Here is a 23,791-nt window from a genome sequence, read left to right on the forward strand (position 1 = left end):
CCGCGCGCTCAGCCTTTACTTACCCTGCCCTGCCGGCCATTCGGACGCAGAGCTCGAAGGCTTTTTGCAAGCCTTCGACATTCGCCACGCCCTTGCCTGCGATGTCGAAGGCGCTGCCGCTCGCCGAGGTCGCCACCGGCACCGGCAGCCCGCCGTGCAGGGTCACGCCCTGTTCGAAGCCCAGGAGCTTCATCGCGATCTGGCCCTGGTCGTGGTACATCGAGACGACGGCGTCGAAGTCGCCGCGGCGCGCGCCGATGAAGACGGTGTCGGGCGAATAAGGGCCGCGCGCGTCGATGCCCTGCGCCTTCAGCGCGCGCACGGCCGGCTCGATGATCTCGATCTCCTCCCGGCCGATGGAGCCGCCGTCGCCGGCATGCGGATTGAGGCCCGAGACCGCGATGCGCGGCGCGGCCACGCCGGCACTGACGAGCGCGCCGCAGATGATGTGCACGGCGTCCTGCACGGCCTGCCCGGTGATGAGGGCCGCGACGTCTTTCAGCGGCACGTGCGAGGTCACGCGCGAGGTCCACAGGCTGCCGGTGATGTTGAACTCGCAGACGAAGCCCGGCACATCGAAGCGCTCCTGCATGTAGCGCAGCTCGTCCTCGTGCGCGAGGCCGCCCAGGCGCAGCGAATGCTTGTTGAGCGGCGCGAAGACGATGCCGTCGACCGCGCCGCGGCGCACGGCTTCGGTGGCCAGCTGCATGGCCTCGAAAGAGGCCTTGCCCGAATGCGCGTTCGATTCGCCCAGCACCGGCGGCTTGCCGGCCATGGTGTTCTGCACCAGCAGGCTGGGGCGGCCGGGCTCGAAGCGCAGCACGTCCAGGCTTTCCAGTCTCAAGGGGTCGAGCGCGGGGCCTCCTGCGCTGCGTTCGCCGCTTTCAAGCACCAGCGGATCGGCGATCAGCAGCAGCTCGGCAGCTTCGAGGTTCTGCGCGCGGCGCAGCAGCTTCACCGTCATCTCGGGGCCGATGCCGCTCGGGTCGCCGGGCAGCACTGCGATTCGGGGTTTCATCGACATCCTTTTCTCTTAAGTCAATCGGCGCGCATGCCGGTGTCCTTGACCAGCTTGCCGTAGCGCTCGAACTCGCTGCGGTTCATCTCGGCGAAGGGCTCGATGCCCATGGCCGTGATCTCGCCGCCCAGGCCCTTGATGCGCTCCTGCACGTCGCTCATGCGCAGGCTCTGGGCCAGCTCGGCGTTGAGCCGCTCCACCGCCGCGCGCGGCGTGCCGGCGGTGACGAAGAGGCCATACCAGGTGTTGACATCGGCGCCCTGCACGCCCGCCTCGGCCAGCGTGGGCACATCCGGCAGTTCGGGCGTGCGCCTGGCCGCGGCGACGGCGAGCGCGCGGAACTTGCCGGCCTTGATCTGCTGCATGGCCGAGGAGGTGCTGTCGAACATCATCTCCACCTGCCCGCCGATGATGTCGACGTGCGCCTGCGAGCTGCCGCGGTACGGCACATGGATGGCCTTGGTGCCGGTGGCCAGTGCAAAGGCTTCGCCGCCCACGTGCTGCGTGCTGCCGATGCCCGAGGACGCATAGCGCAGGCCGCCGGGCTTGGCGCGCATCGCTGCGATGAGTTCCTTCACGTCCCGGTAGGGCGAGGTCGACGGCACCACCAGCACGTTCGGCATCACGGCCACCAGGCCGACGGGCTGCAGGTCCTTCAACGGGTCGTACTTGAGCTTGAGCAGGTGCGGCGCCACCGCCTGGCCGGTGTTGGTGGCCAGCAGCAGCGTGCTGCCGTCTGCGACGGCCCGCGCCGTGAGTTCGGCCGCGATGGTGTTGGAGGCGCCGGGCCGGTTCTCGACCACCACCGGCTGCTTGAGCGAGGCGCCGAACTTGTCGGCGAGCAGGCGCGCGAGGATGTCGGTGCCGCCGCCGGGCGAGGCGCCGACCATGATGCGCAGGGGCTTGTCGGGATAGACCGCTTGGGCGGGCGCCGCGAGCGGCACGGCGATCAGGCAGAGCGCCGCAAGGCGCCAGGAGAGGAATGGCATGGGCGTGTCTCCGATCTTTGTGGTGCCCAGCTTAGGGATGTTCGCCATTCCAATCCAATCGAATGTTCTGAAGAATCCATATACCGCCGTATATGACTCAGCCCGGCCCCGATCTCCCGCCCTGGCGCCTGCTGCTGCGCTTGCGCACGCGGCAATGGGTGCTGCTGGCGCTGCTCGACCAGCACCGCCACCTGGGCCGCGCGGCCGCGGCGATGAACATCAGCCAGCCGGCGGCCACCAAGCTCTTGCAGCAACTGGAAGAGACCTTCGCGGTGCCGCTCTTCACCCGCGTCGCGCGCGGCATGACGCCCACGCCGTATGGCGAGGCGTTGGTGCGCCATGCGCGCTGGGTGCTGACGGATTTCGGCGCGGTGTGCGAAGAGGTGGAGGCTCTGCGCTCCGGGCTCAGCGGCGCGTTGCGCGTGGGCAGCGTGCCGGGCGCGGTGCCCGAGCTGCTGGCGCCGACGCTGGTGGCCTACCAGAAGAAGCACGAGCGCGTGGCGGTGAGCGTGGTGGTCGACACCAGCGACGTGATGCTGCGCCAGCTTGCGCGCGGCGAGGTCGACCTGATGCTGGGCCGGCTCACCGAAGACCACAGCGCCGAAGCCTTCGATTGCGTGCCGCTGCTCGGCGAGCCGCAGGTGGTGGTGGTGCGCAAGGCGCATCCGCTGTTCAAGCGCAAGTCGCTGACGCTGCGCGAGCTGGTCGACTGGCCCTGGCTGCTGCAGCCGCCGGGCTCGCCGCAGCGCGGGCGCTTCGAGGCGGCCTTGCGCGAGGCGGGCATCCAGCAGCGCCTGCGCATCACCGAAACCGCATCGCCGATCGCGATGACGGCGCTCTTGGAACACTCGGACATGGCCGCCGTGATGCCGGCCTCGCAGGCGGCACACTACGCGCGGCTGGGCGTGCTGCGCGTGCTGCCGGTGAAACTGCCGATCCGCGTGCCGCCGATCTACCTGATCACGCGGCGGGCGCACAGCCTGTCGCCGGCCGCGGCGGAGTTCGTTGCGCTGCTGCGGCCGGCGGCGGCCTGACAGGCGCGGACCTTCAGGGCAGCAGCTCGAACTTGAGTTCGGACAGCGGCATCACCTTTTCTTCGCGCGTCATCTTGTATTCGGTGTTCGGGCCGAGCCATTTGGCCCAGATCTTGTCGATCTCGCCGGCCTTGTCCAGCGCCACCAGCGCCGCATTGACCTTGGCCAGCAGCACCGGCTCGTCCTTCTTCATGCCGACGCCGATCGGCTGCAGCACCATCGGCTCCTTGATCATCTTGAGCTCGACCCCGGAGGTCTTCGACTGGTTGACGAGCTTGGTGATGGTCATGGTGTTGGCCACCATGCCGACCGACTTGTTCTGCTGCACGGCCATGAAGGCCGAGCCCGTGTCCTGGAAGGTCACCGGCTCGGAGCCGTTCATCTTGATCGACAGCTCCGAGGTCGAGCCCTTGGTGGAACTCAGGCGCTTGCCCTTGAAATCGGCCTTGGTGGTGCCGGGGTCGGAGGCTTTCACGGCCAGCATTTCCTTGGCCACGTAGTACGGATCGCTGAACTGGATCTGCTCGCCGCGGCTCTTGGTGTAGGCCAGGTTGGCCACGGTCACATCGACGCGGCCGAGCTTGACCTCGGGCACGCGCGCCTCGACCGACAGCGGCGTGACCTTCGCGCTCAGGCCCAGTTGCTTGGCCAGCGCGTTGCACAGATCGACATCGAAACCCACCATCTCGCGCGTCTTGGGGTCGGGTGCGGCAAAGGGCGGCACATCGGCGAAGGTGCCGCACTTGAGTTCCTTGCGCTGGTTGATGTCGTCCCACTGGTCGGCATGCGCCAGGACGGACAGGGCGCCAAGGCAACAAGCGATGGCGGCGAGACGGAAGACGGTCTTCTTCGACATGATGAACTCCTGGTGAGGGCTGGGATGGGAAACGCCTAGTGCGCGCGCAGATCGGACAGGAAGCGCTGCGCGCGCGGATGCTGGGGGCTGCTGAAGAAAGTCTCGGGCTCGGCCTTCTCGAGGATCCGGCCGGCATCCATGAACCAGATGCAGTCCGCGACCTCGCGGGCGAAACTCATCTCGTGCGTGACGCACATCATGGTCATGCCGTCGTTGGCCAGGCCGCGCATCACCGACAGCACCTCGCCCACCATCTCGGGGTCCAGCGCACTGGTGGGCTCGTCGAAGAGCATGGCCGGCGGCTCCATGGCCAGGGCGCGCGCGATCGCCACCCGCTGCTGCTGGCCGCCCGAGAGCTGCGCCGGATAGGCGCCGGCCTTGGCGGCCAGGCCCACGCGCTCCAGCAGCTGCATCGCCTTGGTCCGCGCCGCGGCGCGCTTGACGCCGAGCACGCGCATCGGCGACAGCATGATGTTCTCCAGCACCGACAGGTGCGGGAACAGGTTGAAGCTCTGGAACACGAAGCCGATGCGGCTGCGCAACTTGTTGAGCGCCACGCTGCTCATCGGCGCGTGGATGTCGTGGCCGTCGAAGAGCAACTGGCCCGACTTGATCTCCTCGAGCCGGTTGACGGTGCGGATCAGCGTCGACTTGCCGGAACCGGAAGGCCCGCAGACCACCACCACCTCGCCTTTCTTGACTTCGGCGTTGACGTCGGCGAGCGCCTGGTAGTCGCCGTACCACTTGTTGATGTTGGAAAACAGGATCATGGGAACGTCTGCGTTCGTTGGGGTGGGCATGGTTCTGTCTCCTTTGCGTTTGTCCGACCGTCGTGCGCGGCCTTGTCAGGGATTGGCCGCCACCGGCGGCGGCAGCGAGGCGCCCTCGGGCGACAGCGGGGCCATCGCCGCGCCGAGCCGCTTGTGGGCAATGCGCCGCTCCAGCCACTGCGCCAGCTGCGTGAGGCTGAAGCAGACCACGTAGTAGGTCATCGCCAGGATGAAGAAGACCTGGAAGGGCTTGGTCAGCAGCTGGTTGTTGATCTGGTTGGCCGCGAAGGTGAGCTCGTTCACGTTGATCACGTAGCCCAGCGTCGTTTCCTTGATGGTGGAGATGAACTGGCTCAGCATGCTCGGCAGCATGTTGTAGAGCGCCTGCGGCAGGATCACGTACCACATCGTTCCCAGGTGGCTGTGGCCGAGCGCGCGCGCCGCCTCGGTCTGTCCCTTGGGCAGGGCCTGGATGCCGGCGCGCACCACCTCCGACAGGTAGGCGCCCTCGTAGATCACCAGCGTGCACAGCATGGTGGTGAAGCCCGAGATCTCGCGGCCGATCAAAAGCGGCACGAGGAAGTAGACCCACAGGATCACCATCAGGAGCGGCACGCCGCGCACGACGTAGACCAGCACCGTCGCCGGCCAGCGCAGCACCGCCCACGGCGACAGCCGCGCCAGCGCCATCAGCACCGACAGCGGGAAGGCCAGCACGATGCCCAGCACCGACAGGGTCAGCGTGGCGACGATGCCGCCCATGGGGCCGTTGGGATACTGGCCGATGAGCAGCAGCAGCCAGTTGTCGCGCAGGATCTCGAAGATGCTGAACATCTCTCACCTCGCTCCGACGATGCGGTAGTGCCGCGCCACCCAGCCGCCCGCGGCCATGATGAGCAGCGAGAAGCCGAGATAGAGCACCGTGGCCACGCTGTAGGCCTCGAAGGCGCGGAAGCTCTGGCTCTCCACTTCCTTGACCGCGTGCGTCAGCTCGGCCACGCCGATCGCCATGGCCAGGCTGCTGTTCTTGAACAGCGACACGCTGTGGTTGACCAGTGCCGGGATCGCATTGCGGATCGCCTGCGGCAGCAGGACATGGCGCATCGAGCCGATGTAGCTGTGGCCCAGCGCCCGCGCGGCCTCGGCTTGGCCCGCCGGGATGGAACGCAGGCCCGATCGCAGGTCCTCGCTGAAGTAGGCCGCCTGGCACAGCCCGAGCGCGACGATCGAGAGGATGGCCTCCGCGTTGTGCTCGGACAGCCAGTTCTGCAGAAACTGGGGCAGCAGGCTGAAGATGCCGAAGTACCAGAGCATCAGCTGTACCAGCGTCGGTACGTTGCGATGGTAGGAGACATAGGCCGCGACCACGCGCTCGGCGACGCGGCTGGCCGTCAGGCGCACGGTCAGCAGCACGATGGCCAGGCTCATCGCGAGCAGCCAGGAGCCGGCCGCGATCTTCAGCGTCATCTCCACGCCGTGCAGCAGCATCGCGCCGAACTCCGGCTTCAGCAGGACGGCCAGCAGGTCGAAGTCCTTCATGTGCCGTTCCTTTGATTTCCGTGGTTCTCAGGCCTGCGGCGCTTCCGGGCGCGCGGTGGAGAGCCCGCCGGGCACCTGCAGCGTCGGCGTGATCTCCATGTGGCCCACGTTCACCGCGACCGGCGCGGCGATGGCGAAGGCAATGGCGTCGGCAATGTCCTCGGCCCGCGGCAGCTCGAAGCCCTCGATGAAGCGCTTGTGCATTTCCTCCGGGTTGCCGTGCACGTGCGCGAAGATGTCGGTGGCCACCCGCCCCGGGCAGATCTCGGTGACGCGCACGCGCTTGCCGAAGACATCGATGCGCAACTGGCGCGACAGCATGCTCACCGCGGCCTTGGTCGCGTGGTAAGTGCTGTTGCCGCCGAAGTTGTAGGCCCCGGCGATCGAGCTGATGTTGATCACGTGGCCGCGGTCGCGCGCGGCCATGCCCGGCACGACCAGCCGGCACAGGTGCAGCACGGCGCGCAGGTTGACGTCGACCAGCAGGTCGATGCCCTCGGCGTCGGCCTTCAGGATCGAGCCGGGCCGGTCGACGCCGGCATTGTTGACCAGCACGTCGAAGGGGGTCTCCTGCGCCAGCCGGGTGATGCCCTCGAGGTCGCTCACGTCGATGGCGTGCGGGATGCAGCCCGTGCGCGCGGCCAGTTCGGCCAGCTTGCCGGCGCTGCGCGCGAGCGCGTGGACCTGCAGGCCTTCCTTGCAGAGGCGCTCGACGACCGCGGCGCCGATGCCCGAGGAGGCTCCCGTCACCAGCGCGGTCTTGTAGTCGGAGAAAGGCATCTTTGGCTTCTTTCGTTATGACGAATTCACTGTATCCAGCGCGACCTCGGGGCGCCAAGACGGAATGGCTGTGTAGAGATAAGCCGTCCTTATGTCGCCTGGTCGCCCGGCCTCAAGGCGCCATCTGGCGCGAGATCGGCAGCACGCGCCCCGCCGCCTCGACCACGCCGCGTACGGCCCGCGCCAGCTCCACCGCACCGGGCGTATCGCCGTGCACGAGGATGGAGCGGACGTTCATCGGGATCCTGCGCCCGCCATGGCTGGTGACCGTGCCCTCCTCCAGCAGCTGGCGCACGCGCGCCAGCACGGCCTCGGGCTCGTGGATGACGGCGCCGGGCAGCTTGCGCGGCACCAGCAGGCCCTCGTCGTCGCAGGCGCGGTCGGCCAGGAAGGTCCGCGCCACGCGCAGCCCGCAGCGCTCGGCCGCATCTTCGATGGCGCGGCTGGCAGACGAGCTGATGATCAGGCCGGGGTCGAAGTCCGCCACCGCGCGCACCAGCGGGCCGGCCAGCGCCGCGTCGGCGGCCGCCATGTTGCCCAGCGCGCCATGGAAGCTCATGTGCGTCATCCGGTGGCCGGCCGAGCGCGCCATGCCCGCGAGCGCGCCCAGCTGGTAGGTGACGTAGGTGGCGAGCTCCGCGACATCGATCTGCATCGGGCGGCGCCCGAAGCCGAGCAGGTCGGGAAAACCCACATGCGCCCCCACGTCCACGCCGCGGTCGCGGGCCATGCGCACCGTGCGGTCCATGATGACCGGGTCGCCGGCATGGAAGCCGCAGGCCACGTTGGCGGAGGAGACGATCTCCAGCAGCGCCTCGTCCTCGCCCATGCGCCAGGGGCCGAAGCCCTCGCCCAGGTCGGCGTTCAGGTCGATGTCCATTGTGATGTTCCTTTCATTCGAGGCCTTGCAACTCGACCAGCGCCGTGCCGTAGCCCACGGCTTGGCCCGCGACGACGAGCATGGCCGCTACGACGCCGGCCAGCGGAGCGGTCACCGGCAGCAGCAGCGGGCCGATCTGCAGCAGCCCCAGAAGCTGCCCCGCCGGCACGTGCTCGCCGGTGCGCACCAGGGGGGCGGCGTGCAGCGGATGGCTGTGGAGGAACAGGCCCACGCTCGAGGCGGCGGCGACGACCGGCGCGGGTGCAGCACCCTCGTCACCGGCATCGAGCTGCACGATCTCGCCGGACGACGCGCCCTTGCGGCCCAGCCGCACCGTTCCTTCGGGCGTGCGCAGTTCCAGCAGGCCGATGTCGGTGTCCGCCAGCCATGCGGCCAGTTGCCTCAGTTGCTCTGCTGTTCTCATGTCAGTTTTCCACCACGCTATCGCGTGACCCGCGACGCATGAAACGCTGCTGTAATTGAGGCGCGGCGTCCGGCAAAGAGGTCGGTTTGTACCTGGTGCCTCGAACCCGTATGTCAGTTGGACCCGCGGCTCCACGAGCACCCCGTACTGTCGCCTTGGGCTTGGCGCCCTTGAGCACGCATTTCAGACTTCGATGACGTGGGCCGCACGCCGATGTCGCCGCACATTGGAGGCGATCATGGAAGTCATCTATCCGCGCTGCGCGGGACTGGACGTGCACAAGCAGACGGTGGTGGCGTGCGTGCGCATCGCCGGCGACGCACCGCCGTTGCAGGAAGTGCGCACCTTCGCCACCACCACCTCGGGCCTGTTGGCCCTGGCCGACTGGCTCGACTCGTTCGGCGTCGAGCACGTGGGCATGGAGGCCACCGGCGTGTACTGGAAGCCGGTGTGGCACGTGCTCGAGGGCCACTTCGAGCTGGTGCTGGCCAACGCCGCGCACGTGAAGAACGTGCCCGGGCGCAAGACCGACGTCAACGACGCGATGTGGCTGGCGGACCTGCTGGCCCACGGCCTGATCCGCGCCAGCTTCGTGCCGCCGGTGGCCGTGCAGGAGCTGCGCACCCTCACGCGCACGCGCAAGCAGTTCGTGCGCGAGAGGAGCGCCCACGCGCAGCGCATCGAGAAGGTGCTCGAAGACGCCAATCTCAAGCTCAGCGTCGTGCTCAGCGACATCCTGGGCAAGAGCGGGCGCGCGGTGCTGCAGGCCCTCATCGACGGCCAGACCGAGCCCGAACGCCTGGCCTCGTGCATTGCCACCCGCGTCAAGGCCAGCCGCGCCGAGCTGCTCGAAGCGCTGCGCGGGCGCGTCAGCGCGCACCACCGCTTCATGCTCAAGCTGCACCTGGGCCACATCGACGCGCTGGACCAGGCCATCGCCGACATCGAAAAGGAGGTGGGCCTGGGGCTCGAGCCGTTTCGACAGGCCGCCAGGCTCCTGAGCACCATGCCGGGCCTGAGCGCTGTCAGCGCCCATGTGATCGTGGCCGAGATCGGCATCGACATGTCGCGCTTCGCCTCGCCCCGCCACCTGCTGTCCTGGGCCTGCCTGTGCCCGCGCAACGACGAGAGCGCCGGCAAGCGCCGCTCCACCCGATTGCGCCGCGGCGGCAAATGGCTCAAGACCACGCTGGTGCAGGCCGCATGGTCCGCCGTGAGGGTCAAGGGCGGCTACCTGCAGGCGCAGTTCCACCGCCTGCGCGCTCGCCGCGGCGCCAAGAAGGCCATCATCGCCGTGGCCGCCTCGATGCTCACCGCCGCTTGGCACATGCTGCGCGACGGCACCGAATGGCACGACCTGGGCGCCGCCCACTTCGACCGCGCCGACGCCCACAAAACCGCCAACCGTCTGATCCGAAGACTTCAACAGATCGGCTACGCCGTGCAGGTCACTCCGGCTTAAGCGAGACAGTTTCATTTCAGTCCATGCGCGGCGAACTGCGGTGCAGATCGACGATGCGCCGCACCTTGTCTAGCCAGGCCTGGACCTCGTCCAGCGCGGCGATGGCCTCGTCCCAGGTGGCTTCGACGAAGCGGATGCGGCTGCCGATCGGCGCCTGGCCGAGCCGCCACAGATCGGCCTCGATCACGGTGCCGAACTTGGGGTAGCCGCCCGAGGGCTGGGCATCGCGCATCTGGATGATGGGCTGGCCGCTGTGCGGCACCTGGATCACGCCGGGCACGATGCCGTGCGAGCGCATCTCCATCGGCGCGATCGGCCGCAGCGCCTCGCCGTCGAGGCGATAGCCGTAGCGGTCGCTCTGGGCCGTGATCTTCCATTCGCCGGCCCAGAAGGCGGCGCGCGAGGCTTCCTCGAAGCCCAGGTATTCGGCGGCGGGCAACACCCGCACTGCGGGCAGGCCGTCCGCCTGCAGCGGCAGGCTCAATGCCGGCGGCACGAGGCCGAAGCCGGTCTGGCAGGACTGCCCCTCGCCCACCGCGCGCAGCGCATCGCCGCGGCGCAGCGCGCGGCCCTCGTGGCCGCCGAAGGCGCCGCGCAGCTGCGTGCTGCGCGAGCCCAGGACCTCGGGCACGTCCACGCCACCGGCCAGGCACAGCATGGCGCGGCTGCCGCGATGCCTGCCGCCCTGCGGCAGGCCCAGCGTGAGCGTCTGCCCGGCGCGCGCCTGGTGCACCCACCAGGGCAGGAGCGGCGCTTCGTCGAGCCGCGCCGCGCAGTCGGCGCCGGTCAGCGCGAAGGCGCAGTCCTGGTCGAAGCGCAGCTTGAAAGGAAACACCGGCACCTCGATGGCGGCCGCATCGGGCCCGTTGCCCAGCAGCAGGTTGCCGGCCGCCAGCGCCAGTTTGTCCATGGCCCCGGAGGTGCCCACGCCCCAGCGCAGGCTGCCGGTGCGCCCCATGTCCTGCACGGTGGCCAGCGCGGCGGACGAGAGCACTTCGATCATCGGATCACCCCCTGGACCCGGAAGCGGATCATGTCGCCCGGCTGCAGCCTCGCCGGCGGGTCCTGCGACGGATCGAAGAAGGTCATGGCGGTGCTGCCGATCGTGTTCCAGCCGCTCGGCCCGGCCGAGGCCGACACGCCGGTCTGCGCGCCGCCGATCGACACCGCGCCGCCCGGAATGCTCAGCACCGGCACCTTGCGCCGCGGCGTGGCGATGCGCGGGTCCATGCCGCCCAGGTAGCAGTAGCCCGGATGGCTGCCGAGCGCGTACACCGGATAGACCGGCGTGCTGTGGAACTCGACGATCTCCTCCACGCTGAGCCCGGTGTGCGCCACCACGTCGGCCATGTGGGGGCCGCCCTCGCCGCCGTAGACCACCGGGAGCTCGACCACGCGGCCTTCCAACGGCAGCGGGAGCGCCGCGTCCCAGGCCGCCTGGAGGCGGGCCTCCAGCGCTTCCAGGGCAGCTGCGTTGCGCGGCGCTCGCATGAAGGTGAGCATGAGGTTGTTCATGCCCGGCACCGCTTCGCGCACTTCGGGCCAGGCCTGGGTCTCGCGCGCCAGCGCCCAGATGCGCTGCTGCGACCCGAGGTTCAGCTCGCCCGGCGCCTCGAACAGCAATGCCGTGGTGCCCAGCAGGCTGACGGATGCGGTCGGTGCGATCACGCGAGGCTCCTTCGCTGCAGCCAGCGCTCGAGGTGGTGGATGTCCACGCCGCCGGCGGCGAAGCCCTGGTCGCGCAGGATCTCGCGGTGCAGCGGCACGTTGGTCGAGATGCCCTCGACGCGCATCTCGGCCAGCGCCAGGCGCATGCGGTCGAGCGCGTCGGCGCGCGTGCTGCCCTGCACGATCAGCTTGGCGATCATCGAGTCGTAGTACGGCGACACGCGGTAGCCGGCATTGGCATGGGAGTCCACGCGCACGCCGAAGCCGCCTGGCAGCTGCCAGCCGCTGATGCGCCCCGGCGAGGGCGCGAAGGTATCGGGGTTCTCAGCATTGATACGGCACTCGATGGCATGCCCTTCACAACGCACGTCGGCCTGCGTGAAGCCCAGGCGCTCGCCGCGCGCCACGCGCAACTGCTGCTGCACGATGTCGATGCCGGTGGTCATCTCGGTCACGGGGTGCTCCACCTGGAGGCGGGTGTTCATCTCGATGAAGTAAAAGGCGCCCTGCTCGTACAGGAACTCGAAGGTGCCGACGCCGCAGTAGCCGATCTGCCGGCAGGCCGCGGCGCAGCGCTCGCCGACCTCGCCCAGCAGCGCCTCGTCGATGCCGATGGCCGGCGCCTCCTCGATCACCTTCTGGTGGCGGCGCTGCAGCGAGCAGTCGCGGCTGCCGAGCCATAGCGCATTGCCATGGCTGTCGGCCAGCACCTGGATCTCGACATGGCGCGGATGCAGCAGGAGCTTCTCGATGTAGACCTCGGGGTTGCCGAAGGCGCGGCGCGCCTCCTCGCGCGTGAGCGACATCGCCTCCGGCAGGGCGGCTTCGTCGTGCACCACGCGCATGCCGCGACCGCCGCCGCCGCCCGCGGCCTTCACGATCACCGGGAAGCCGATCTCGCGCGCCAGGGCGAGAACCTCGTCCGGGTCCTCCGGCAGGCTGCCGTCGGGGCCGGGAACGCAGGGCACGCCGGCGCGCCGCATCGCGCGCTTGGCCGCGACCTTGTCGCCCATGGTGCGGATGCAGGCGGCGCTCGGGCCGATGAAAGTGAGGCCGGCCTGCTCGACGCGCTCGGCGAAGCCCGCGTTCTCCGACAGGAAACCGTAGCCCGGATGGATGGCCTGCGCGCCGCTGACTTCGGCGGCGAACAGGATCGCGGAGGGGTTCAGGTAGCTCTGCCCGGGCGCGGCCGGGCCGATGCACAGGGCCTGGTCGGCCTGCGCCACATAGCTCGCCTCGCGGTCGGCTTCGGAGTACACCGCCACGGTCCGGAGCCCGAGGCCGCGGCAGGCGCGCTGGATGCGCAGGGCGATCTCTCCCCGATTGGCGATGAGCACGGTGTCGAACATGGCCATGGTCCCCTATACGCCGTCGAAGCGGAACAGCGGCTGGCCGGCTTCGACTTCCTGCCCCGAGCGCACCAGCACCGCCTGCACCGTGGCGTCGCGTTCGGCGCGCACCTCGTTGAAGACCTTCATGGCCTCGATCACGCACAGCGTCTGGCCCGCCTTAACGGTTTGACCGGCCTGCACGAAGGGCGGCTCGGCGGGCGTCGGCTGCAGGTGCACCACGCCGTAGAGCGGCGCGAGGCACTCGGCCGACGCTGCCGCCGCAACGGGCGCATCGTGCGCCGCGATCGCTGCTCGCCGGCGCGGCGTCGCCGCCAGCGCCGACTGCTTCACCAGCCGCAGCGTGCAGCCGTTCTCGCTGTACTCCAGCTCGCACAGGTCCGATGCGGCCAGCGCGTCGATGAGCGTCTTGATCTGTTCCTGATTCATGCCGGGCCGTCTTGGGCGACGGAACATCCTGGGTGGCCGACGCGTTCGACGAACGCGTGACGGCAGGCATGAAAGGTAGCGGGCCGCGGGCACAAAGCCCAAGACGGATTGGCTGTGCCGCGATAAGGGCGGCTTATGACAAGGCGTTCAGTTCGGGTTCGGGCGTCGAGGCGACGGTGCCGGCAAGGTCGACGACGAGCTCGAGCAGGATGTCCTTCACCGCTTGCGCCGGTTCGGAAAGTGGCAGGTGGTCCGACTGGCACAGCGCCAGCGGCGCCTCGATCACCGGATCGACGATGCGGAACTGCCAGGCGCCGCAGGCCGCCACGACCTCGCGCGCCATCGACGCCGGCAGGATGGTGGCGCCCAGTCCGTCGGCGATGGCGGAGGTCAGGGTGAAGGCCGATTCGATCTCGGCCACCACGTGCGGCACCATGCCGGCGCGCACGAAGGCCGCATCGACCAGCTTGCGCACCACGTTATAGGGGCGCGGCAAGAACAGTTCGATCTCGCGCAGGTCGGCCAGCCGCACGGGCTCGGCCGGCGCCGGCATGGAAGCCGGCCCCACCAGGAACAGGGGCTCCTTCAGCAGCGGCAGGAAGGACAGCCCGTGGATGGCCTTGTCGCCATAGAGCACGGCCAGGTCCATGCGGCCGTTCATAATGAGTTCGCTCAGCGTGGTGCCGTAGTTCTCGTTGAGGTAGAGCAGGATTCCGGGATGCCGGGCGCGCACGGTGCGCAGCAGCGGCAGCGACAGCGCGGAGGCTGCGGTGCCGGGCGCGAGCCCCACCGACACCTGGCCCGACAGGCCCTCGCCGGCGGCCTCCATGTCGACGCGGGCCTGCTCGCACTGCCGCAGGATGATCTGGGCATGGCGATACAGCACCTTGCCGGCCTCGGTGGGCGTCACGCCGCGCTTGGTGCGCACCAGCAATTGCTGCCGCACCTCGCCTTCGAGCGTGGCGAGCTGCTGGCTCAACGCCGGTTGCGCAATGAAGAGCACCTCGGCAGCCTGCGTCAGGCTGCCGATGTCCACGATCTTCACGAAGTATTTGAGGCGTCGGAGGTTCACGCCTTGTCTCCAAGCAAAAGCTGAGCCTAGCACTGGGGCGCAGGGGCGCCTAGATGCGATGTGTCCGGGGGGTCCGGGGGCGCGGAGGCGCCCGTGCCCTCACCCTAGCCCTCTCCCGGAGGGAGAGGGGGACCAGACAGGAGTCACCATAAGCTGCGCCTATACAACCAGAGCGATCTCATCTTGGCCGAGGTGGAGCGATGTGCGTACCGTTGGGTCCGTACATCCCGCACCCAAGGAAGATCCGTGACCACCTCCCGCATCGCCGCCCGCGTACGGCGCATCAAGCCTTCGCCCAGCACCTCCGCCGCGGACCGCGCCAACGAGCTGCGCCGCCAGGGCAAATCGATCGTCAACCTGGTGGTGGGTGAACCCGACTTCGACACCCCGCTGCATATCCGGCGCGCCGCCGCCGAAGCCATGGACAAGGGCGCGACGCGCTACACGCTGATGGCCGGCACGGTCGAGCTGCGCCAGGCCATCGTCGCCAAGCTGCAGCGCGAGAACGGCCTGACGTACGCGATGAACGAAATCATCGTCACCAGCGGCGCCAAGAGCGCGATCTACAACGCCTTCGCGATCACGCTGGAACCGGGCGACGAAGTGATCATCCCCGCGCCCTACTGGGTGTCCTACCCCGACATGGTGCTGGCCTGCGAAGGCAAGCCCGTCATCGTCGCCTGCCCGGAGGCCAACGGCTTCAAGCTCACGCCGGCCCAGCTCGAGGCCGCCATCACGCCGCGCACGCGCTGGCTCCTGATCAACTCGCCGAGCAACCCCACCGGCGCCAGCTACACGGCCGACGAATACCGCGCGCTAGCGGATGTCCTCATGCGCCATCCGCAGGTGATGGTGATGACCGACGACATCTACGAACACATCCGCTTCGACGGCCGCTCGACGCCGCACATACTGGCGGTCGAGCCCGCCTTGCGCGAGCGCACGCTGGCCGTCAACGGCGTCTCCAAGACCTATGCGATGACCGGCTGGCGCATCGGCTGGGCCGCGGGCCCGGCCGATCTGATCACGGCGATGGACACCCTGCTCTCGCAGTCCGCCGGCAACTGCTGCTCGATCAGCCAGGCGGCCGCCGCGGCGGCGCTCAACGGCGACCAAAGCTTCGTCGCCGAGAGCGTGGCGGTCTACAAGGAGCGGCGCGACCGCACGCTCGCGCTCGTCAATGCGATCCCCGGCCTGAGCTGCGCCACGCCGCCCGGCGCGTTCTACCTCTACATCCACTGCGCCGGACTGATCGGCAAGACCACGCCCGCAGGCAAGCAACTGAACGAAGACGGCGACGTCGTGATGTACCTGCTGGAAAGCGCCGGCGTGGCCACGGTCGCCGGCACCGCCTATGGGCTCTCGCCCTACTTCCGCCTCTCCATCGCCACCTCGATCGAAACACTGGAAGAAGGCTGCACGCGCATCGCCCGCGCGGTGGCCGAACTGCGTTGAGCGCACGAACCATCGCCGCCACCAAGGACACACCCATGCCATACAAAGCCATCCGCAAGAACCCCTCGGCCGCGCAGGTCGATCCGAAGATCCTGGCCGCACTGCGCGAGATGCCCGTTGCGGCGCTGAGCGACAACATGCACCGCAACATCGGCACCACGGGCCTGAACCCTTATCACCGCCCCGTCGCCCGGACCATGGCAGGCACGGCCGTCACCGCGCGCTCGCGTGGCGGCGACAACCTGACGTATTTGCGCGCCCTCGAGTTCTGCCGTCCCGGCGACGTGCTGGTGATCGATGCCGGGGGCATCCTCAACAACGCGGTGGTCGGCGGCATCCTGTCCTTCTACGCCGCCCACATCGGCGTCGTGGGCGTGGTGGTCGACGGGGCGATCCGCGACGTGGCCGAAATCCGGGCGCGCGAGTTCCCGGTCTACGCACGCGGCGTCACCCATCGCGGCCCGTACAAGGACGGCCCGGGCGAGATCAACGTGCCGGTGTCCGTCGGCGGCATGGTGGTCAACCCCGGCGACATCGTGGTCGGCGACCAGGACGGCCTGATGGCCTTCGCGCCGGACGAGGCCGAACTGTTGATCGAGAAGGCACGCGCGCACCTGGAGACCGAAGCCGAGACGATACGGGCCATGAAGGAGGGTCGATGGGACCGTTCCTTCATCGACGCGCTAGAAGCCCGCTGCCCCAACTGAAAGCGGGCGGGGCCGTCAATGCAAGGTATGCAGGCCGACTTCGAGTTCGAGCTGGCCGACCAGTTCGAGCAGGATGGCCTTGACCACCTGCGCCGGCTCGGAAAGCGGCAGATGATCGGACGCGCACAAGGCCAGCGGCACCTCGACGGGCGGTGAGACGATCCGGTGCAGGTGCACGTCGGCGGTCGCGGCGACCCCGCGCGCGGCCGACACCGGCAGGATCGTCGCGCCCACGCCGGAGGCGACCGCGGCCGCCAGCGTGTTCGAGGATTCCATCTCGGCCACGACGCGCGGCACCATCTGCGCCGCTGCGAAAGCCTGGTCCACGTACCTGCGCAGCTGGTTGTTCGCGCACGGCAGCAGCAGGTCGATGCCGTCCAGGTCGGCCAGCGCCACCTCGCCCTCCCTGCGCAGCAGTCCCTCGGGCGCCACGACGAACAGGTCCTCGGTCAGCAGCGGATCGAAGGAGAGGCCCTGCACGACGCGCCCGCCGCCGTACAGCACGGCCATGTCCATGCGGCCGCTGCGCACCACGTCGCACAGCGTGGTGCCGAAGTTCTCGTTGATGTGGAGCACGATCTGCGGATGGCGTCCCTGCACGGCCCGGAGCAGCGGCAAGGCCAGTGCGGAGGCCGCGGTGCCCGGGGCCATCCCGACCGACACCTGGCCCGACAGGCTCTGACCGGCGTTGAGCACGTCGGCCTGCGCCTGGTCGAACTGCCGCAGGATGATCTGCGCATGGCGGTACAGCGCCTTGCCGGCCTCGGTGGGCATGACGCCCTTCTGCGTGCGCAGCAGCAGCTGCTGCTTGAACTCGCCTTCCAGCGTCGCCAGCTGCTGGCTCAGCGCGGGTTGGGCGACGTGGAGCACTTCCGAGGCTTGCGTCAGGCTGCCGACGTCGACGATCTTCACGAAATACTTCAAACGCCTGAGATTCACGGGGGCCTCGTTGATGCTCTCGGGACGGAGCCAAGCAAGCATCGAGCCACCGATTGGCCGCGTCAACCGGGGTTACGATCAGCCGGCAATGACGGTGAACTTCAAGACGCTCAGGAGCTTCGTGACGGCGGTGGATGCGAAGAGCCTGTCCGCCGCGGCGCACCAGCTGCGCGTCGCCCAGCCCGCGCTGAGCCAGCACATCGCCTCGCTCGAGGAGCATTTCAAGCACCGGCTGCTCAACCGCTCGAACGCCGGCGTCACGCCGACGCGCGCCGGCAGCGAGCTCTACCGGCATGCGCAGATCATCCTCAGCCATCTCGAGCAGGTGGAGCGCGAGCTCACGAGCCGCAGCGACGCCAGCTTCATCGCCGGCGCCGTGTCGGTGGGGCTGGCCACCTACAGCACGGCGTCGATTCTCTCGATGCCCCTGTTGCAGGCGGTGCGGCGCGAGTATCCCGATGTGAGCCTCTTCATCAACGACAACTTCGGCCTGGTGCTCAGCGAGATGGTGATGACCGGGCGCATGGACATGGCCGTCATCTATGCGGCCGGCCCGATCAAGGGCGTCACGCTGCAGCCCCTGTTCACGGAGGAGCTGTGCCTGATCGCGCCGCCGGATCTCCGGTTGCCGCCGGGCAGCGATGAGGCTGTCGCCCTGCGTTCACTGGCCGACATGGACCTGCTCTTGCCCAGCCGCACGCACTTCCTGCGCCGGCTGATCGACGAGGCTTTCGCCCGCATCGGCGTGGTGCCGCGCATCACGGCCGAGATCGAGTCGGCCGCGACCTTGCGCCAGGCGATCGAGGCCGGCGTCGGCGCCACGATCCTGCCGTCGGCCTCGGCGCATGCGACGAGCGTCGCGGCGCAGCTGGTCATTCGCCGGATCGTCGAGCCCGGCCTGCAGGCCACGGTGTCGCTGTGCGTGCCGGACCACCTGCCGATGTCGGACCAGGCGCAGGCGGTGCTCGGCATCCTCCGCAAGCAGATCGAGGACCTGTTCGCCGACGGCCGCCTGGTCGGCATTCGCGCGCCAGAGCCCGACGCGACGCCGCGCTGAGCCTCAGTGCGCTTCTGCAGCGAGCGGCGCGCTGAGCTGCCGCATCACGCCCACGCCTTCGGCGACGAAGGGATCGGCATGGTAGTAGAGCAATTGCGCGCCGACCGACACCAGATGCGCGACGTCGTGCCGCACGACCAACGTGCCGGCCACCTTGCGCGCGGCGCGGATGCGCTGCAGCGTCTGGTCCACCAGGTCGAGCACCGGTTGCGCCCGGCGCTTTCCCGCCGCCACTGCAGGCGAATAGCCCATCGACTGCGACAAATCGCCGGGGCCGACGAAGAACACGTCGATGCCTTCCACCGCGAGGATCTCGTCGAGATTGCGCACCGCTTCGACCGACTCGACCATGCCGATCAGCAGCCGGGCCTCATGGTCGTCCGGGCAGGCGTAGCGGAAGGTGTGCACCACCTGGCGCGCGATCTCGGCGGTGTGGATCAACGGCACCATCACGCCGTCGGCGCCGGCGTTGAGGCAGCGCGTGATGGTCGAGCGCTCCTGGTTCTGCGGCCGCACGATGCCGAAGCCGCCCGCGTAGCGCGCGGCCTTGGCCATGTGGTGGATGTCCTCGAAGCCGGCCAGGCCGTGCTCGCAGTCGATGAAGACCGAGTCGGCGCCCGAGCGCACCAGCTTCTCGCACAGCGTGGGCGAGATGTGGTTGGGGTTGACCATCAGCACGGAATCGCCGCGTGCCAGGCGTTCCTTCAATGATGACGAAGTGCTCATCGCGTTGTCTCTCGTTCAGGGTTTGCCGGGGGTGCCATCGGGGGCGCCGAGCCAGCGGCTGATCTCGACGTCGGGCCCCTGGTCGCGCGCCAGCGTGGGGCTGATGACCAGCTGCTCGATGGTGGTGCCCTGCGGCAGCGTGCAGGCCAGCAGGATGGCGCGCGCCACGTCCTCGGGCGCGACCATCGCGGCGCGCTCGGCCGCGCTGGGCGGGCGCACGCGGGTGTCCATGATCGGCGTGTTCACCTCGCCGGGCAGGATGGTGGTCGAGCGGATGTTGTTGTTGCGGAAGGTGGCATGCATGAAGCCCATCAGGTTGCTCACCGCCGCCTTCGCCGCACCGTAGGGGGCGCCGCCGAGCAGGTTGGGCCGCACCGCCGCCAGCGAGGAGACGGTGACGATGGTGCCTGCGCCCGCGGCCAGCATGCCGGGCAGCACGGCCTGGATCAGCACGTAGACGGCGGTCAGGTTGACCGAGATGGCCGACTCCCAGTCGTCCGGCTCGATCCAGCGGATGTTGCGCACGCGGCTGGTGAGGCCGGCGTTGTTGACCAGGATGTCGACCGAGCCGACTTCGGCCTCGGTCCAGCGCACCAGCGCCTGCAGTTGCTCGCGTTCCTGCAGATCGGCCTCGCGCGCCCAGGCCTCGCCGCCGGCGGCGCGGATCTCGGCCACCACCGCGTCCAGCGGCTCCTTGCGGCGGCCCATCACCACCACACGCGCGCCCTCGGCCGCGAGCATCAGCGCCGTGGAACGGCCGATGCCGGAGCCGCCGCCGGTGACCAGCGCGACCTTGCCCGAGAGTGCGGTGCCGGCCATCACGCCACCGCCTTGGCCGGCGTTGCCGGGGCCAGCGCTTCGTAGCCGTAGTCGGCGAGTGCGCCCGCGGCGCTGATCAGGCCCTGTCGCAGGTCGTCCTCCACCAGCTCGCGCGAACGCTGCTGGGCATCGCCCCAGCCGCCGCCGCCCGGCAGCTCGATCATCAGCCGCTCGCCCGGGCCGAGCACGAGCCGGCCCTTCGGAAACACGTGGCGCCCGTCGTGCATCACCGCGCCGTTGCGGCCGGCCTGGCCGCCCAGCACGCCCAGGCAGGGATGCTTCACGTGCTCGGTGCTGAGGTAGATGTTCATCTCGCGGTCCGACAGGTTGCGCATCACGCCGCGCTGACCGAGGCCGCCGCGGAACTTGCCGGGGCCGCCCGAATCCGGGATCAGCTCCTTGCGCTCGGTCAGGATCGGCACCGCCATCTCGTACATCTCGATCGGCGTGACACGGCAGTTCGACGGGAAGCTCAGCGTGTCGAGCCCGTCCATCGACGAACGCCCGCCCTGCCCGCCGTGGAAGTTCTGGGCGCTGCCGTAGGCGCTGCCGTCGGAGCGCTGGCCCTGGCAGTTGATGCCCCAGATCGGCGCGCCGCCGCTGTCGCCCATGGCGCCCTCGGGCACCACGTTCTGCAGCGCCTTGAAGATCAGGCTCGGGATCACGTGGCCCACCAGGTTGCGCGCCGCGCCGGCGGCATGCGGCCGCGGGTTGAGGATCGAGCCCGCGGGCGCCGAGTCGGTCAGCGGGATCATGCAGCCCTCGTTGTTGGGCGTGTCCGGGTCGAGCAGGCACTTGAGCGCGTAGACGCTGTGCGCGACGCGGTAGTGCGGCACCACGTTGATGCCGCGCGCCACTTCCGGCGAGGTGCCGGTGTAGTCGACGTGGATGGCATCGTCGCCCACCTCGACGCTGACGCACAGCTTGACGTCGCTCTCGAAGCCGTCGATGGTCATGTCGGCCTTGTAGCTGCCGTTGGGCCAGGCCGCGATGGCCTGGCGCATGAAACGCTCGGAGCGGCTGAAGATCGCCTCGCCGAGTTCGTTGCAGTCGTCCAGGCCGTACTCGTCCATGAAGCGGCTGAGCTCGCGGCACATCACCTCGTTGGCCGCCACCATGCTCTGGATGTCGCCGCGCACCTCGTGCGGCAGGCGCACGCTGGCCTCGATCACCGCGAACACGTCGGTGTTCGGCTTGCCGGCCTTGAAGAGCTTGAGCATCGGGATGCGGATGCCCTCCTCGAACATGTCGGTGGAGTCGGGCGACTGCGGGCGGCCGCCGATGTCGGGCAGGTGAGCGATGCTGCCGGCATAGGCGACGATCTTGCCGTTGCGGAAGATCGGCGTGAGCATCACCATGTCCGGCAGGTGGCCGGTGCCGATCACCGGGTCGTTGGTGGCGATCACGTCGCCCGGCTCCAGCGATTCGGGCGGGAAGGCCGGCAGGAAATAGTTCTGCGCCGCCATCGGCAGCGTGGTGATGAACACCGGGATCGACCAGGTGCACTGGGCCAGCGCGCGGCCCTTGGCATCGAGCAGCACGGTGACGTAGTCGTGGTTCTCGCGCACGATCGGCGAGAAGGCGGTGCGGCCGAGCGCGATGTCGGCCTGGTCGGCGATGAAGACCAGGCGGTCCCACATCACCTGCAGCGTGATCGGGTCGTTGAAGTCGGGTTTCAGCATGGACATGGCGGAGGCCCTTCAGGACAAAAGCATGATCAGGTTGTGCTCGGCGTCGAGCGAGGCGGAGGCGTTCGGCCCCATCACCACGGTCGATTCACGCTGCTCGATGATGGCCGGCCCAACGACCGGCACGCCGGGCAGCAGCGCGTACTGGTCGTAGACCGGGGTCAGGGCGTACTTGCCGAGTTCGGAGAAAAACACCGGCCGCGTGCCCTTGCGCGGATCGCGCACGGCGCCGGCTTCGCCGCGCAGCCCGGCGAGCGACACCTCGTGTTTCGGGCCGCTCGCGCGGATGCGCCAGGTGATGACCTCGGCATCGGTGCCGGCGACGGCGCGGCCGTACAGCGCGACGTAGTTGGCGTGGAAGCGCGCCAGCAGCTCATTCAGGAAAGCGGGGTCAGCCGGGTCCAGCTCGGGCAGCGCCACCGAGATCTCGTAGCCCTGCCCCACGTGGCGCATGTCCACGGTGTAGGAGAAGCCGATGCGGTCGGCCGGCACCTGGCTGGCCAGCACCACCTCGCGGCCCTGCGCCTGGAGCGCGGCCTTGAGCGCGTCGACCGCCTTCGGGTCCCAGGCCGACAGCCGCATCGGCAGGCTGGTCGAGAGATCGGCGGCCACCGGCGCGCCGAGCAGGCCGATGGCCGAGGTGACGCCCGCGCCCAGCGGGCAGATCACCTTGCGGATGCCGAGCTTGCGCGCCACGCCGTAGGCATGCACCGGGCCGGCGCCACCGAAGGCGATCAGCGGCAGCGCGCGCGGGTCCACGCCGCTGTCGGTGGCCTGCATCGAGGCGGCCTCGGCCATGCTCTCGTTGACCATGTCGTGGATGCCCCAGGCGCAGCGCTCCGGGGTGATGTCGAGCTCCTTCGCCAGGCGCGCCATCGCGGCCTCTGCCGCCGCGCGGTCGAGCGCGAAGTCGCCGCCGAGGAAGGACTTCTCGTCGAGGTAACCCAGCAGCAGATCGGCATCGGTCACGGTCGGCTCGGTGCCGCCGCGGCCGTAGCAGGCCGGGCCGGGCGCGGCCGCGGCGCTGCGCGGGCCGACCCCCAGCAGGCCGAGTCGGTTGCGTGCCGCGATGCTGCCGCCGCCGGCGCCGATCTCGATCATGTGGATCGACTGGATCTTGAGCGGGAAGCCGCTGCCCTTGCGGAAGCGCGCGTGGCGCGCCACTTCGAGTTCGTTGGCCACCATCGGCTGGCCGTTCGGGATCAGGCACAGCTTGGCGGTGGTGCCGCCCATGTCGAAGGACAGCACGCTCGCCTCGCCGGCCCGGCGGGCATAGTCGGCGGCGGCGACCGCGCCGGCCGCCGGACCCGACTCGATCAGGCGCACCGGCGTGCGGGAGGCGGCCGAGCTCGGCACCACGCCGCCGCTCGAGGTCATCCACAAGAGCTGGCCGTCGATGCCGCGCTGCGAGAGCTCGCGTTCGAGGTGGCTCACGTGCCCGACCATCATCGGCCGGGTGTAGGCGTTGGCGACGGTGGTCGACGCGCGGTCGTACTCGCGCACCTCGGGGCAGACCGTCGACGACAGCGACACCGAGATCTTCGGCGCCACCTCGGCCAGCAGTTCGGCCACGCGCCGCTCGTGCTGCGCGTACTTGTAGGCGTGCAGCAGGCACACGGCCACCGAGTCGACCTTGCGCTCCACCAGCGTGCGGCCGATGGCGCGCACGCCCTCCTCGTCGAGCGCCGTGATCACGGTGCCGTCGGCGGCGATGCGCTCGACCACGCCGAAGCACAGCTCGCGCGACACCAACGGCTCGGGGTACTGGATGCGCAGGTCGTACAGGTCGTAGCGGCCCTCCGTGCGGATGCGCAGCATGTCCTGGAAGCCGTCGGTGGTGATGAACGCGGTGTTCACGCCCCGGCGCTCGAGCACGGCGTTGGTGACGACCGTGGTCGCGCCGAGGATCTGCAGCGTGCCGCGCGTGTCCGCCCTGCCCGCGTGGTTCGCGCGCACCTTGGCCAGCAGCTCGTCCACGCCCTGCAGCACGGCGCGCGCGGGGGCGTCCGGCGTGCTCAGCACCTTGTGCAGCAGGATCGTGCCGTCGTCGTCCGTCATGGCGAAGTCGGTGAAGGTGCCGCCGGTGTCGAATGCCAGTTTCATGCTTTTCAGCTCCTTGAATGTTCGGTG

The 23,791-nt window shown here is 69.3% G+C and carries 24 protein-coding genes; 5 read left to right on the forward strand and 19 right to left on the reverse strand.

What is annotated here, in order from left to right; all coding sequences use genetic code 11:
* Window positions 1–19: 19 nt before the first annotated feature.
* Window positions 20–1,018 carry a 4-hydroxythreonine-4-phosphate dehydrogenase PdxA gene (locus ACSQ9I_RS26600; protein WP_436315071.1) on the reverse strand — a complete coding sequence of 333 codons (999 nt, stop codon included), beginning with the start codon at window positions 1,016–1,018 and terminating at the stop codon, window positions 20–22.
* Between the two features lie 20 nt (window positions 1,019–1,038).
* Window positions 1,039–2,007 carry a Bug family tripartite tricarboxylate transporter substrate binding protein gene (locus ACSQ9I_RS26605; protein WP_436309833.1) on the reverse strand — a complete coding sequence of 323 codons (969 nt, stop codon included), beginning with the start codon at window positions 2,005–2,007 and terminating at the stop codon, window positions 1,039–1,041.
* Window positions 2,008–2,099: 92 nt separating this feature from the next.
* On the opposite strand from ACSQ9I_RS26605, the gene ACSQ9I_RS26610 reads away from it, so the two are divergent.
* Entirely contained in the window at window positions 2,100–3,041 is a 942-nt protein-coding gene (locus ACSQ9I_RS26610; protein WP_436315072.1) for a LysR family transcriptional regulator, read from the forward strand.
* A 13-nt stretch (window positions 3,042–3,054) separates the two neighbouring features.
* Here the strand turns inward: ACSQ9I_RS26610 and ACSQ9I_RS26615 are convergent, their stop codons facing one another.
* The 7 genes from ACSQ9I_RS26615 to ACSQ9I_RS26645 form a co-directional block, all read right to left on the reverse strand.
* A complete protein-coding gene (locus ACSQ9I_RS26615; protein ID WP_093103765.1) occupies window positions 3,055–3,897 on the reverse strand; it encodes an ABC transporter substrate-binding protein in 843 nt (280 codons plus the stop codon).
* Between the two features lie 35 nt (window positions 3,898–3,932).
* Window positions 3,933–4,667 carry an amino acid ABC transporter ATP-binding protein gene (locus tag ACSQ9I_RS26620; RefSeq protein ID WP_436306358.1) on the reverse strand — a complete coding sequence of 245 codons (735 nt, stop codon included), beginning with the start codon at window positions 4,665–4,667 and terminating at the stop codon, window positions 3,933–3,935.
* A 75-nt stretch (window positions 4,668–4,742) separates the two neighbouring features.
* Complete coding sequence (locus ACSQ9I_RS26625; protein ID WP_436315073.1) at window positions 4,743–5,501, reverse strand: amino acid ABC transporter permease; 759 nt, start codon at window positions 5,499–5,501, stop codon at window positions 4,743–4,745.
* 3 nt (window positions 5,502–5,504) lie between these two features.
* Window positions 5,505–6,206 (reverse strand): amino acid ABC transporter permease, encoded by a 702-nt coding sequence (locus ACSQ9I_RS26630; protein ID WP_436315074.1) that lies wholly within the window; start codon window positions 6,204–6,206, stop codon window positions 5,505–5,507.
* A gap of 27 nt (window positions 6,207–6,233) precedes the next feature.
* Window positions 6,234–6,986 carry an SDR family oxidoreductase gene (locus tag ACSQ9I_RS26635; RefSeq protein ID WP_436315075.1) on the reverse strand — a complete coding sequence of 251 codons (753 nt, stop codon included), beginning with the start codon at window positions 6,984–6,986 and terminating at the stop codon, window positions 6,234–6,236.
* A gap of 112 nt (window positions 6,987–7,098) precedes the next feature.
* The gene (locus ACSQ9I_RS26640) at window positions 7,099–7,866 is read right to left on the reverse strand and encodes a LamB/YcsF family protein (RefSeq protein WP_436295235.1); all 768 of its coding nucleotides are present in this window, start codon (window positions 7,864–7,866) and stop codon (window positions 7,099–7,101) included.
* 13 nt (window positions 7,867–7,879) lie between these two features.
* Window positions 7,880–8,290 (reverse strand): acetyl-CoA carboxylase biotin carboxyl carrier protein, encoded by a 411-nt coding sequence (locus tag ACSQ9I_RS26645; RefSeq protein ID WP_436315077.1) that lies wholly within the window; start codon window positions 8,288–8,290, stop codon window positions 7,880–7,882.
* Window positions 8,291–8,528: 238 nt separating this feature from the next.
* Here ACSQ9I_RS26645 and ACSQ9I_RS26650 point away from each other — a divergent pair, with 238 nt between their 5' ends.
* A complete protein-coding gene (locus tag ACSQ9I_RS26650; RefSeq protein WP_436315078.1) occupies window positions 8,529–9,752 on the forward strand; it encodes an IS110 family transposase in 1,224 nt (407 codons plus the stop codon).
* Window positions 9,753–9,768: 16 nt separating this feature from the next.
* Here ACSQ9I_RS26650 and ACSQ9I_RS26655 read toward each other — a convergent pair whose 3' ends face one another.
* From ACSQ9I_RS26655 to nac (ACSQ9I_RS26675), 5 genes are all read right to left on the reverse strand, one after another.
* On the reverse strand, window positions 9,769–10,755 hold the full coding sequence (locus ACSQ9I_RS26655) for a biotin-dependent carboxyltransferase family protein (RefSeq protein ID WP_436315080.1): 987 nt from the start codon (window positions 10,753–10,755) through the stop codon (window positions 9,769–9,771).
* Window positions 10,752–11,420, reverse strand: coding sequence for a 5-oxoprolinase subunit PxpB (gene pxpB / locus ACSQ9I_RS26660; RefSeq protein ID WP_436315081.1), 669 nt, complete (start codon window positions 11,418–11,420; stop codon window positions 10,752–10,754). Before pxpB ends, ACSQ9I_RS26655 begins: the two co-directional genes overlap by 4 nt.
* A complete protein-coding gene (gene accC / locus ACSQ9I_RS26665) occupies window positions 11,417–12,769 on the reverse strand; it encodes an acetyl-CoA carboxylase biotin carboxylase subunit (protein ID WP_436315082.1) in 1,353 nt (450 codons plus the stop codon). Before accC ends, pxpB begins: the two co-directional genes overlap by 4 nt.
* 12 nt (window positions 12,770–12,781) lie before the next feature.
* Window positions 12,782–13,198, reverse strand: a complete 417-nt coding sequence (locus ACSQ9I_RS26670) for an acetyl-CoA carboxylase biotin carboxyl carrier protein (protein ID WP_436315083.1) — start codon at window positions 13,196–13,198, stop codon at window positions 12,782–12,784.
* 133 nt (window positions 13,199–13,331) lie between these two features.
* The gene (gene nac / locus ACSQ9I_RS26675) at window positions 13,332–14,270 is read right to left on the reverse strand and encodes a nitrogen assimilation transcriptional regulator NAC (protein ID WP_436315084.1); all 939 of its coding nucleotides are present in this window, start codon (window positions 14,268–14,270) and stop codon (window positions 13,332–13,334) included.
* Window positions 14,271–14,516: 246 nt separating this feature from the next.
* On the opposite strand from nac (ACSQ9I_RS26675), the gene ACSQ9I_RS26680 reads away from it, so the two are divergent.
* Both ACSQ9I_RS26680 and ACSQ9I_RS26685 read left to right on the forward strand, forming a co-directional pair.
* Window positions 14,517–15,725, forward strand: a complete 1,209-nt coding sequence (locus ACSQ9I_RS26680) for an aspartate transaminase (protein WP_436315085.1) — start codon at window positions 14,517–14,519, stop codon at window positions 15,723–15,725.
* A gap of 35 nt (window positions 15,726–15,760) precedes the next feature.
* The gene (locus ACSQ9I_RS26685; protein WP_093103747.1) at window positions 15,761–16,432 is read left to right on the forward strand and encodes an RraA family protein; all 672 of its coding nucleotides are present in this window, start codon (window positions 15,761–15,763) and stop codon (window positions 16,430–16,432) included.
* Window positions 16,433–16,447: 15 nt separating this feature from the next.
* Here ACSQ9I_RS26685 and nac (ACSQ9I_RS26690) read toward each other — a convergent pair whose 3' ends face one another.
* Window positions 16,448–17,371: a nitrogen assimilation transcriptional regulator NAC gene (gene nac, locus ACSQ9I_RS26690; protein WP_436315086.1), complete on the reverse strand. Its 924-nt coding sequence runs from the start codon at window positions 17,369–17,371 to the stop codon at window positions 16,448–16,450.
* Window positions 17,372–17,459: 88 nt separating this feature from the next.
* Here nac (ACSQ9I_RS26690) and ACSQ9I_RS26695 point away from each other — a divergent pair, with 88 nt between their 5' ends.
* Window positions 17,460–18,428: a LysR substrate-binding domain-containing protein gene (locus ACSQ9I_RS26695; protein WP_436305612.1), complete on the forward strand. Its 969-nt coding sequence runs from the start codon at window positions 17,460–17,462 to the stop codon at window positions 18,426–18,428.
* A 3-nt stretch (window positions 18,429–18,431) separates the two neighbouring features.
* On the opposite strand, the gene ACSQ9I_RS26700 is transcribed toward ACSQ9I_RS26695, so the two are convergent.
* The 4 genes from ACSQ9I_RS26700 to ACSQ9I_RS26715 are packed head-to-tail and all read right to left on the reverse strand — an operon-like array spanning window position 18,432 to window position 23,764.
* A complete protein-coding gene (locus ACSQ9I_RS26700) occupies window positions 18,432–19,154 on the reverse strand; it encodes an HpcH/HpaI aldolase family protein (RefSeq protein WP_436315087.1) in 723 nt (240 codons plus the stop codon).
* A 15-nt stretch (window positions 19,155–19,169) separates the two neighbouring features.
* Window positions 19,170–19,973, reverse strand: a complete 804-nt coding sequence (locus ACSQ9I_RS26705; protein WP_436315088.1) for an SDR family oxidoreductase — start codon at window positions 19,971–19,973, stop codon at window positions 19,170–19,172.
* On the reverse strand, window positions 19,973–21,661 hold the full coding sequence (locus tag ACSQ9I_RS26710; RefSeq protein ID WP_436315089.1) for a hydantoinase B/oxoprolinase family protein: 1,689 nt from the start codon (window positions 21,659–21,661) through the stop codon (window positions 19,973–19,975). Before ACSQ9I_RS26710 ends, ACSQ9I_RS26705 begins: the two co-directional genes overlap by 1 nt.
* 12 nt (window positions 21,662–21,673) lie before the next feature.
* Window positions 21,674–23,764 carry a hydantoinase/oxoprolinase family protein gene (locus ACSQ9I_RS26715; RefSeq protein WP_436315090.1) on the reverse strand — a complete coding sequence of 697 codons (2,091 nt, stop codon included), beginning with the start codon at window positions 23,762–23,764 and terminating at the stop codon, window positions 21,674–21,676.
* Window positions 23,765–23,791: the final 27 nt, after the last annotated feature.

Source organism: Variovorax sp. LjRoot84 (genome assembly GCF_964254305.1).
In the GTDB taxonomy this organism is placed as follows: domain Bacteria; phylum Pseudomonadota; class Gammaproteobacteria; order Burkholderiales; family Burkholderiaceae_C; genus Variovorax.

Bases quoted from the DNA above. Each gene is read 5' to 3' on its own strand.
- ACSQ9I_RS26620 (WP_436306358.1), bottom strand. From the start codon at position 4,667: ATGATCCTGTTTTCCAACATCAACAAGTGGTACGGCGACTACCAGGCG.
- ACSQ9I_RS26615 (WP_093103765.1), bottom strand. From the start codon at position 3,897: ATGTCGAAGAAGACCGTCTTCCGTCTCGCCGCCATCGCTTGTTGCCTT.
- ACSQ9I_RS26600 (WP_436315071.1), bottom strand. From the start codon at position 1,018: ATGAAACCCCGAATCGCAGTGCTGCCCGGCGACCCGAGCGGCATCGGC.
- ACSQ9I_RS26700 (WP_436315087.1), bottom strand. From the start codon at position 19,154: ATGAGCACTTCGTCATCATTGAAGGAACGCCTGGCACGCGGCGATTCC.
- ACSQ9I_RS26685 (WP_093103747.1), top strand. From the start codon at position 15,761: ATGCCATACAAAGCCATCCGCAAGAACCCCTCGGCCGCGCAGGTCGAT.
- ACSQ9I_RS26645 (WP_436315077.1), bottom strand. From the start codon at position 8,290: ATGAGAACAGCAGAGCAACTGAGGCAACTGGCCGCATGGCTGGCGGAC.
- accC (WP_436315082.1), bottom strand. From the start codon at position 12,769: ATGTTCGACACCGTGCTCATCGCCAATCGGGGAGAGATCGCCCTGCGC.
- ACSQ9I_RS26610 (WP_436315072.1), top strand. From the start codon at position 2,100: ATGACTCAGCCCGGCCCCGATCTCCCGCCCTGGCGCCTGCTGCTGCGC.
- ACSQ9I_RS26655 (WP_436315080.1), bottom strand. From the start codon at position 10,755: ATGATCGAAGTGCTCTCGTCCGCCGCGCTGGCCACCGTGCAGGACATG.
- ACSQ9I_RS26625 (WP_436315073.1), bottom strand. From the start codon at position 5,501: ATGTTCAGCATCTTCGAGATCCTGCGCGACAACTGGCTGCTGCTGCTC.
- ACSQ9I_RS26635 (WP_436315075.1), bottom strand. From the start codon at position 6,986: ATGCCTTTCTCCGACTACAAGACCGCGCTGGTGACGGGAGCCTCCTCG.
- ACSQ9I_RS26605 (WP_436309833.1), bottom strand. From the start codon at position 2,007: ATGCCATTCCTCTCCTGGCGCCTTGCGGCGCTCTGCCTGATCGCCGTG.
- ACSQ9I_RS26715 (WP_436315090.1), bottom strand. From the start codon at position 23,764: ATGAAACTGGCATTCGACACCGGCGGCACCTTCACCGACTTCGCCATG.
- ACSQ9I_RS26705 (WP_436315088.1), bottom strand. From the start codon at position 19,973: ATGGCCGGCACCGCACTCTCGGGCAAGGTCGCGCTGGTCACCGGCGGC.
- ACSQ9I_RS26710 (WP_436315089.1), bottom strand. From the start codon at position 21,661: ATGTCCATGCTGAAACCCGACTTCAACGACCCGATCACGCTGCAGGTG.
- ACSQ9I_RS26695 (WP_436305612.1), top strand. From the start codon at position 17,460: ATGACGGTGAACTTCAAGACGCTCAGGAGCTTCGTGACGGCGGTGGAT.
- ACSQ9I_RS26640 (WP_436295235.1), bottom strand. From the start codon at position 7,866: ATGGACATCGACCTGAACGCCGACCTGGGCGAGGGCTTCGGCCCCTGG.
- ACSQ9I_RS26650 (WP_436315078.1), top strand. From the start codon at position 8,529: ATGGAAGTCATCTATCCGCGCTGCGCGGGACTGGACGTGCACAAGCAG.
- ACSQ9I_RS26670 (WP_436315083.1), bottom strand. From the start codon at position 13,198: ATGAATCAGGAACAGATCAAGACGCTCATCGACGCGCTGGCCGCATCG.
- ACSQ9I_RS26630 (WP_436315074.1), bottom strand. From the start codon at position 6,206: ATGAAGGACTTCGACCTGCTGGCCGTCCTGCTGAAGCCGGAGTTCGGC.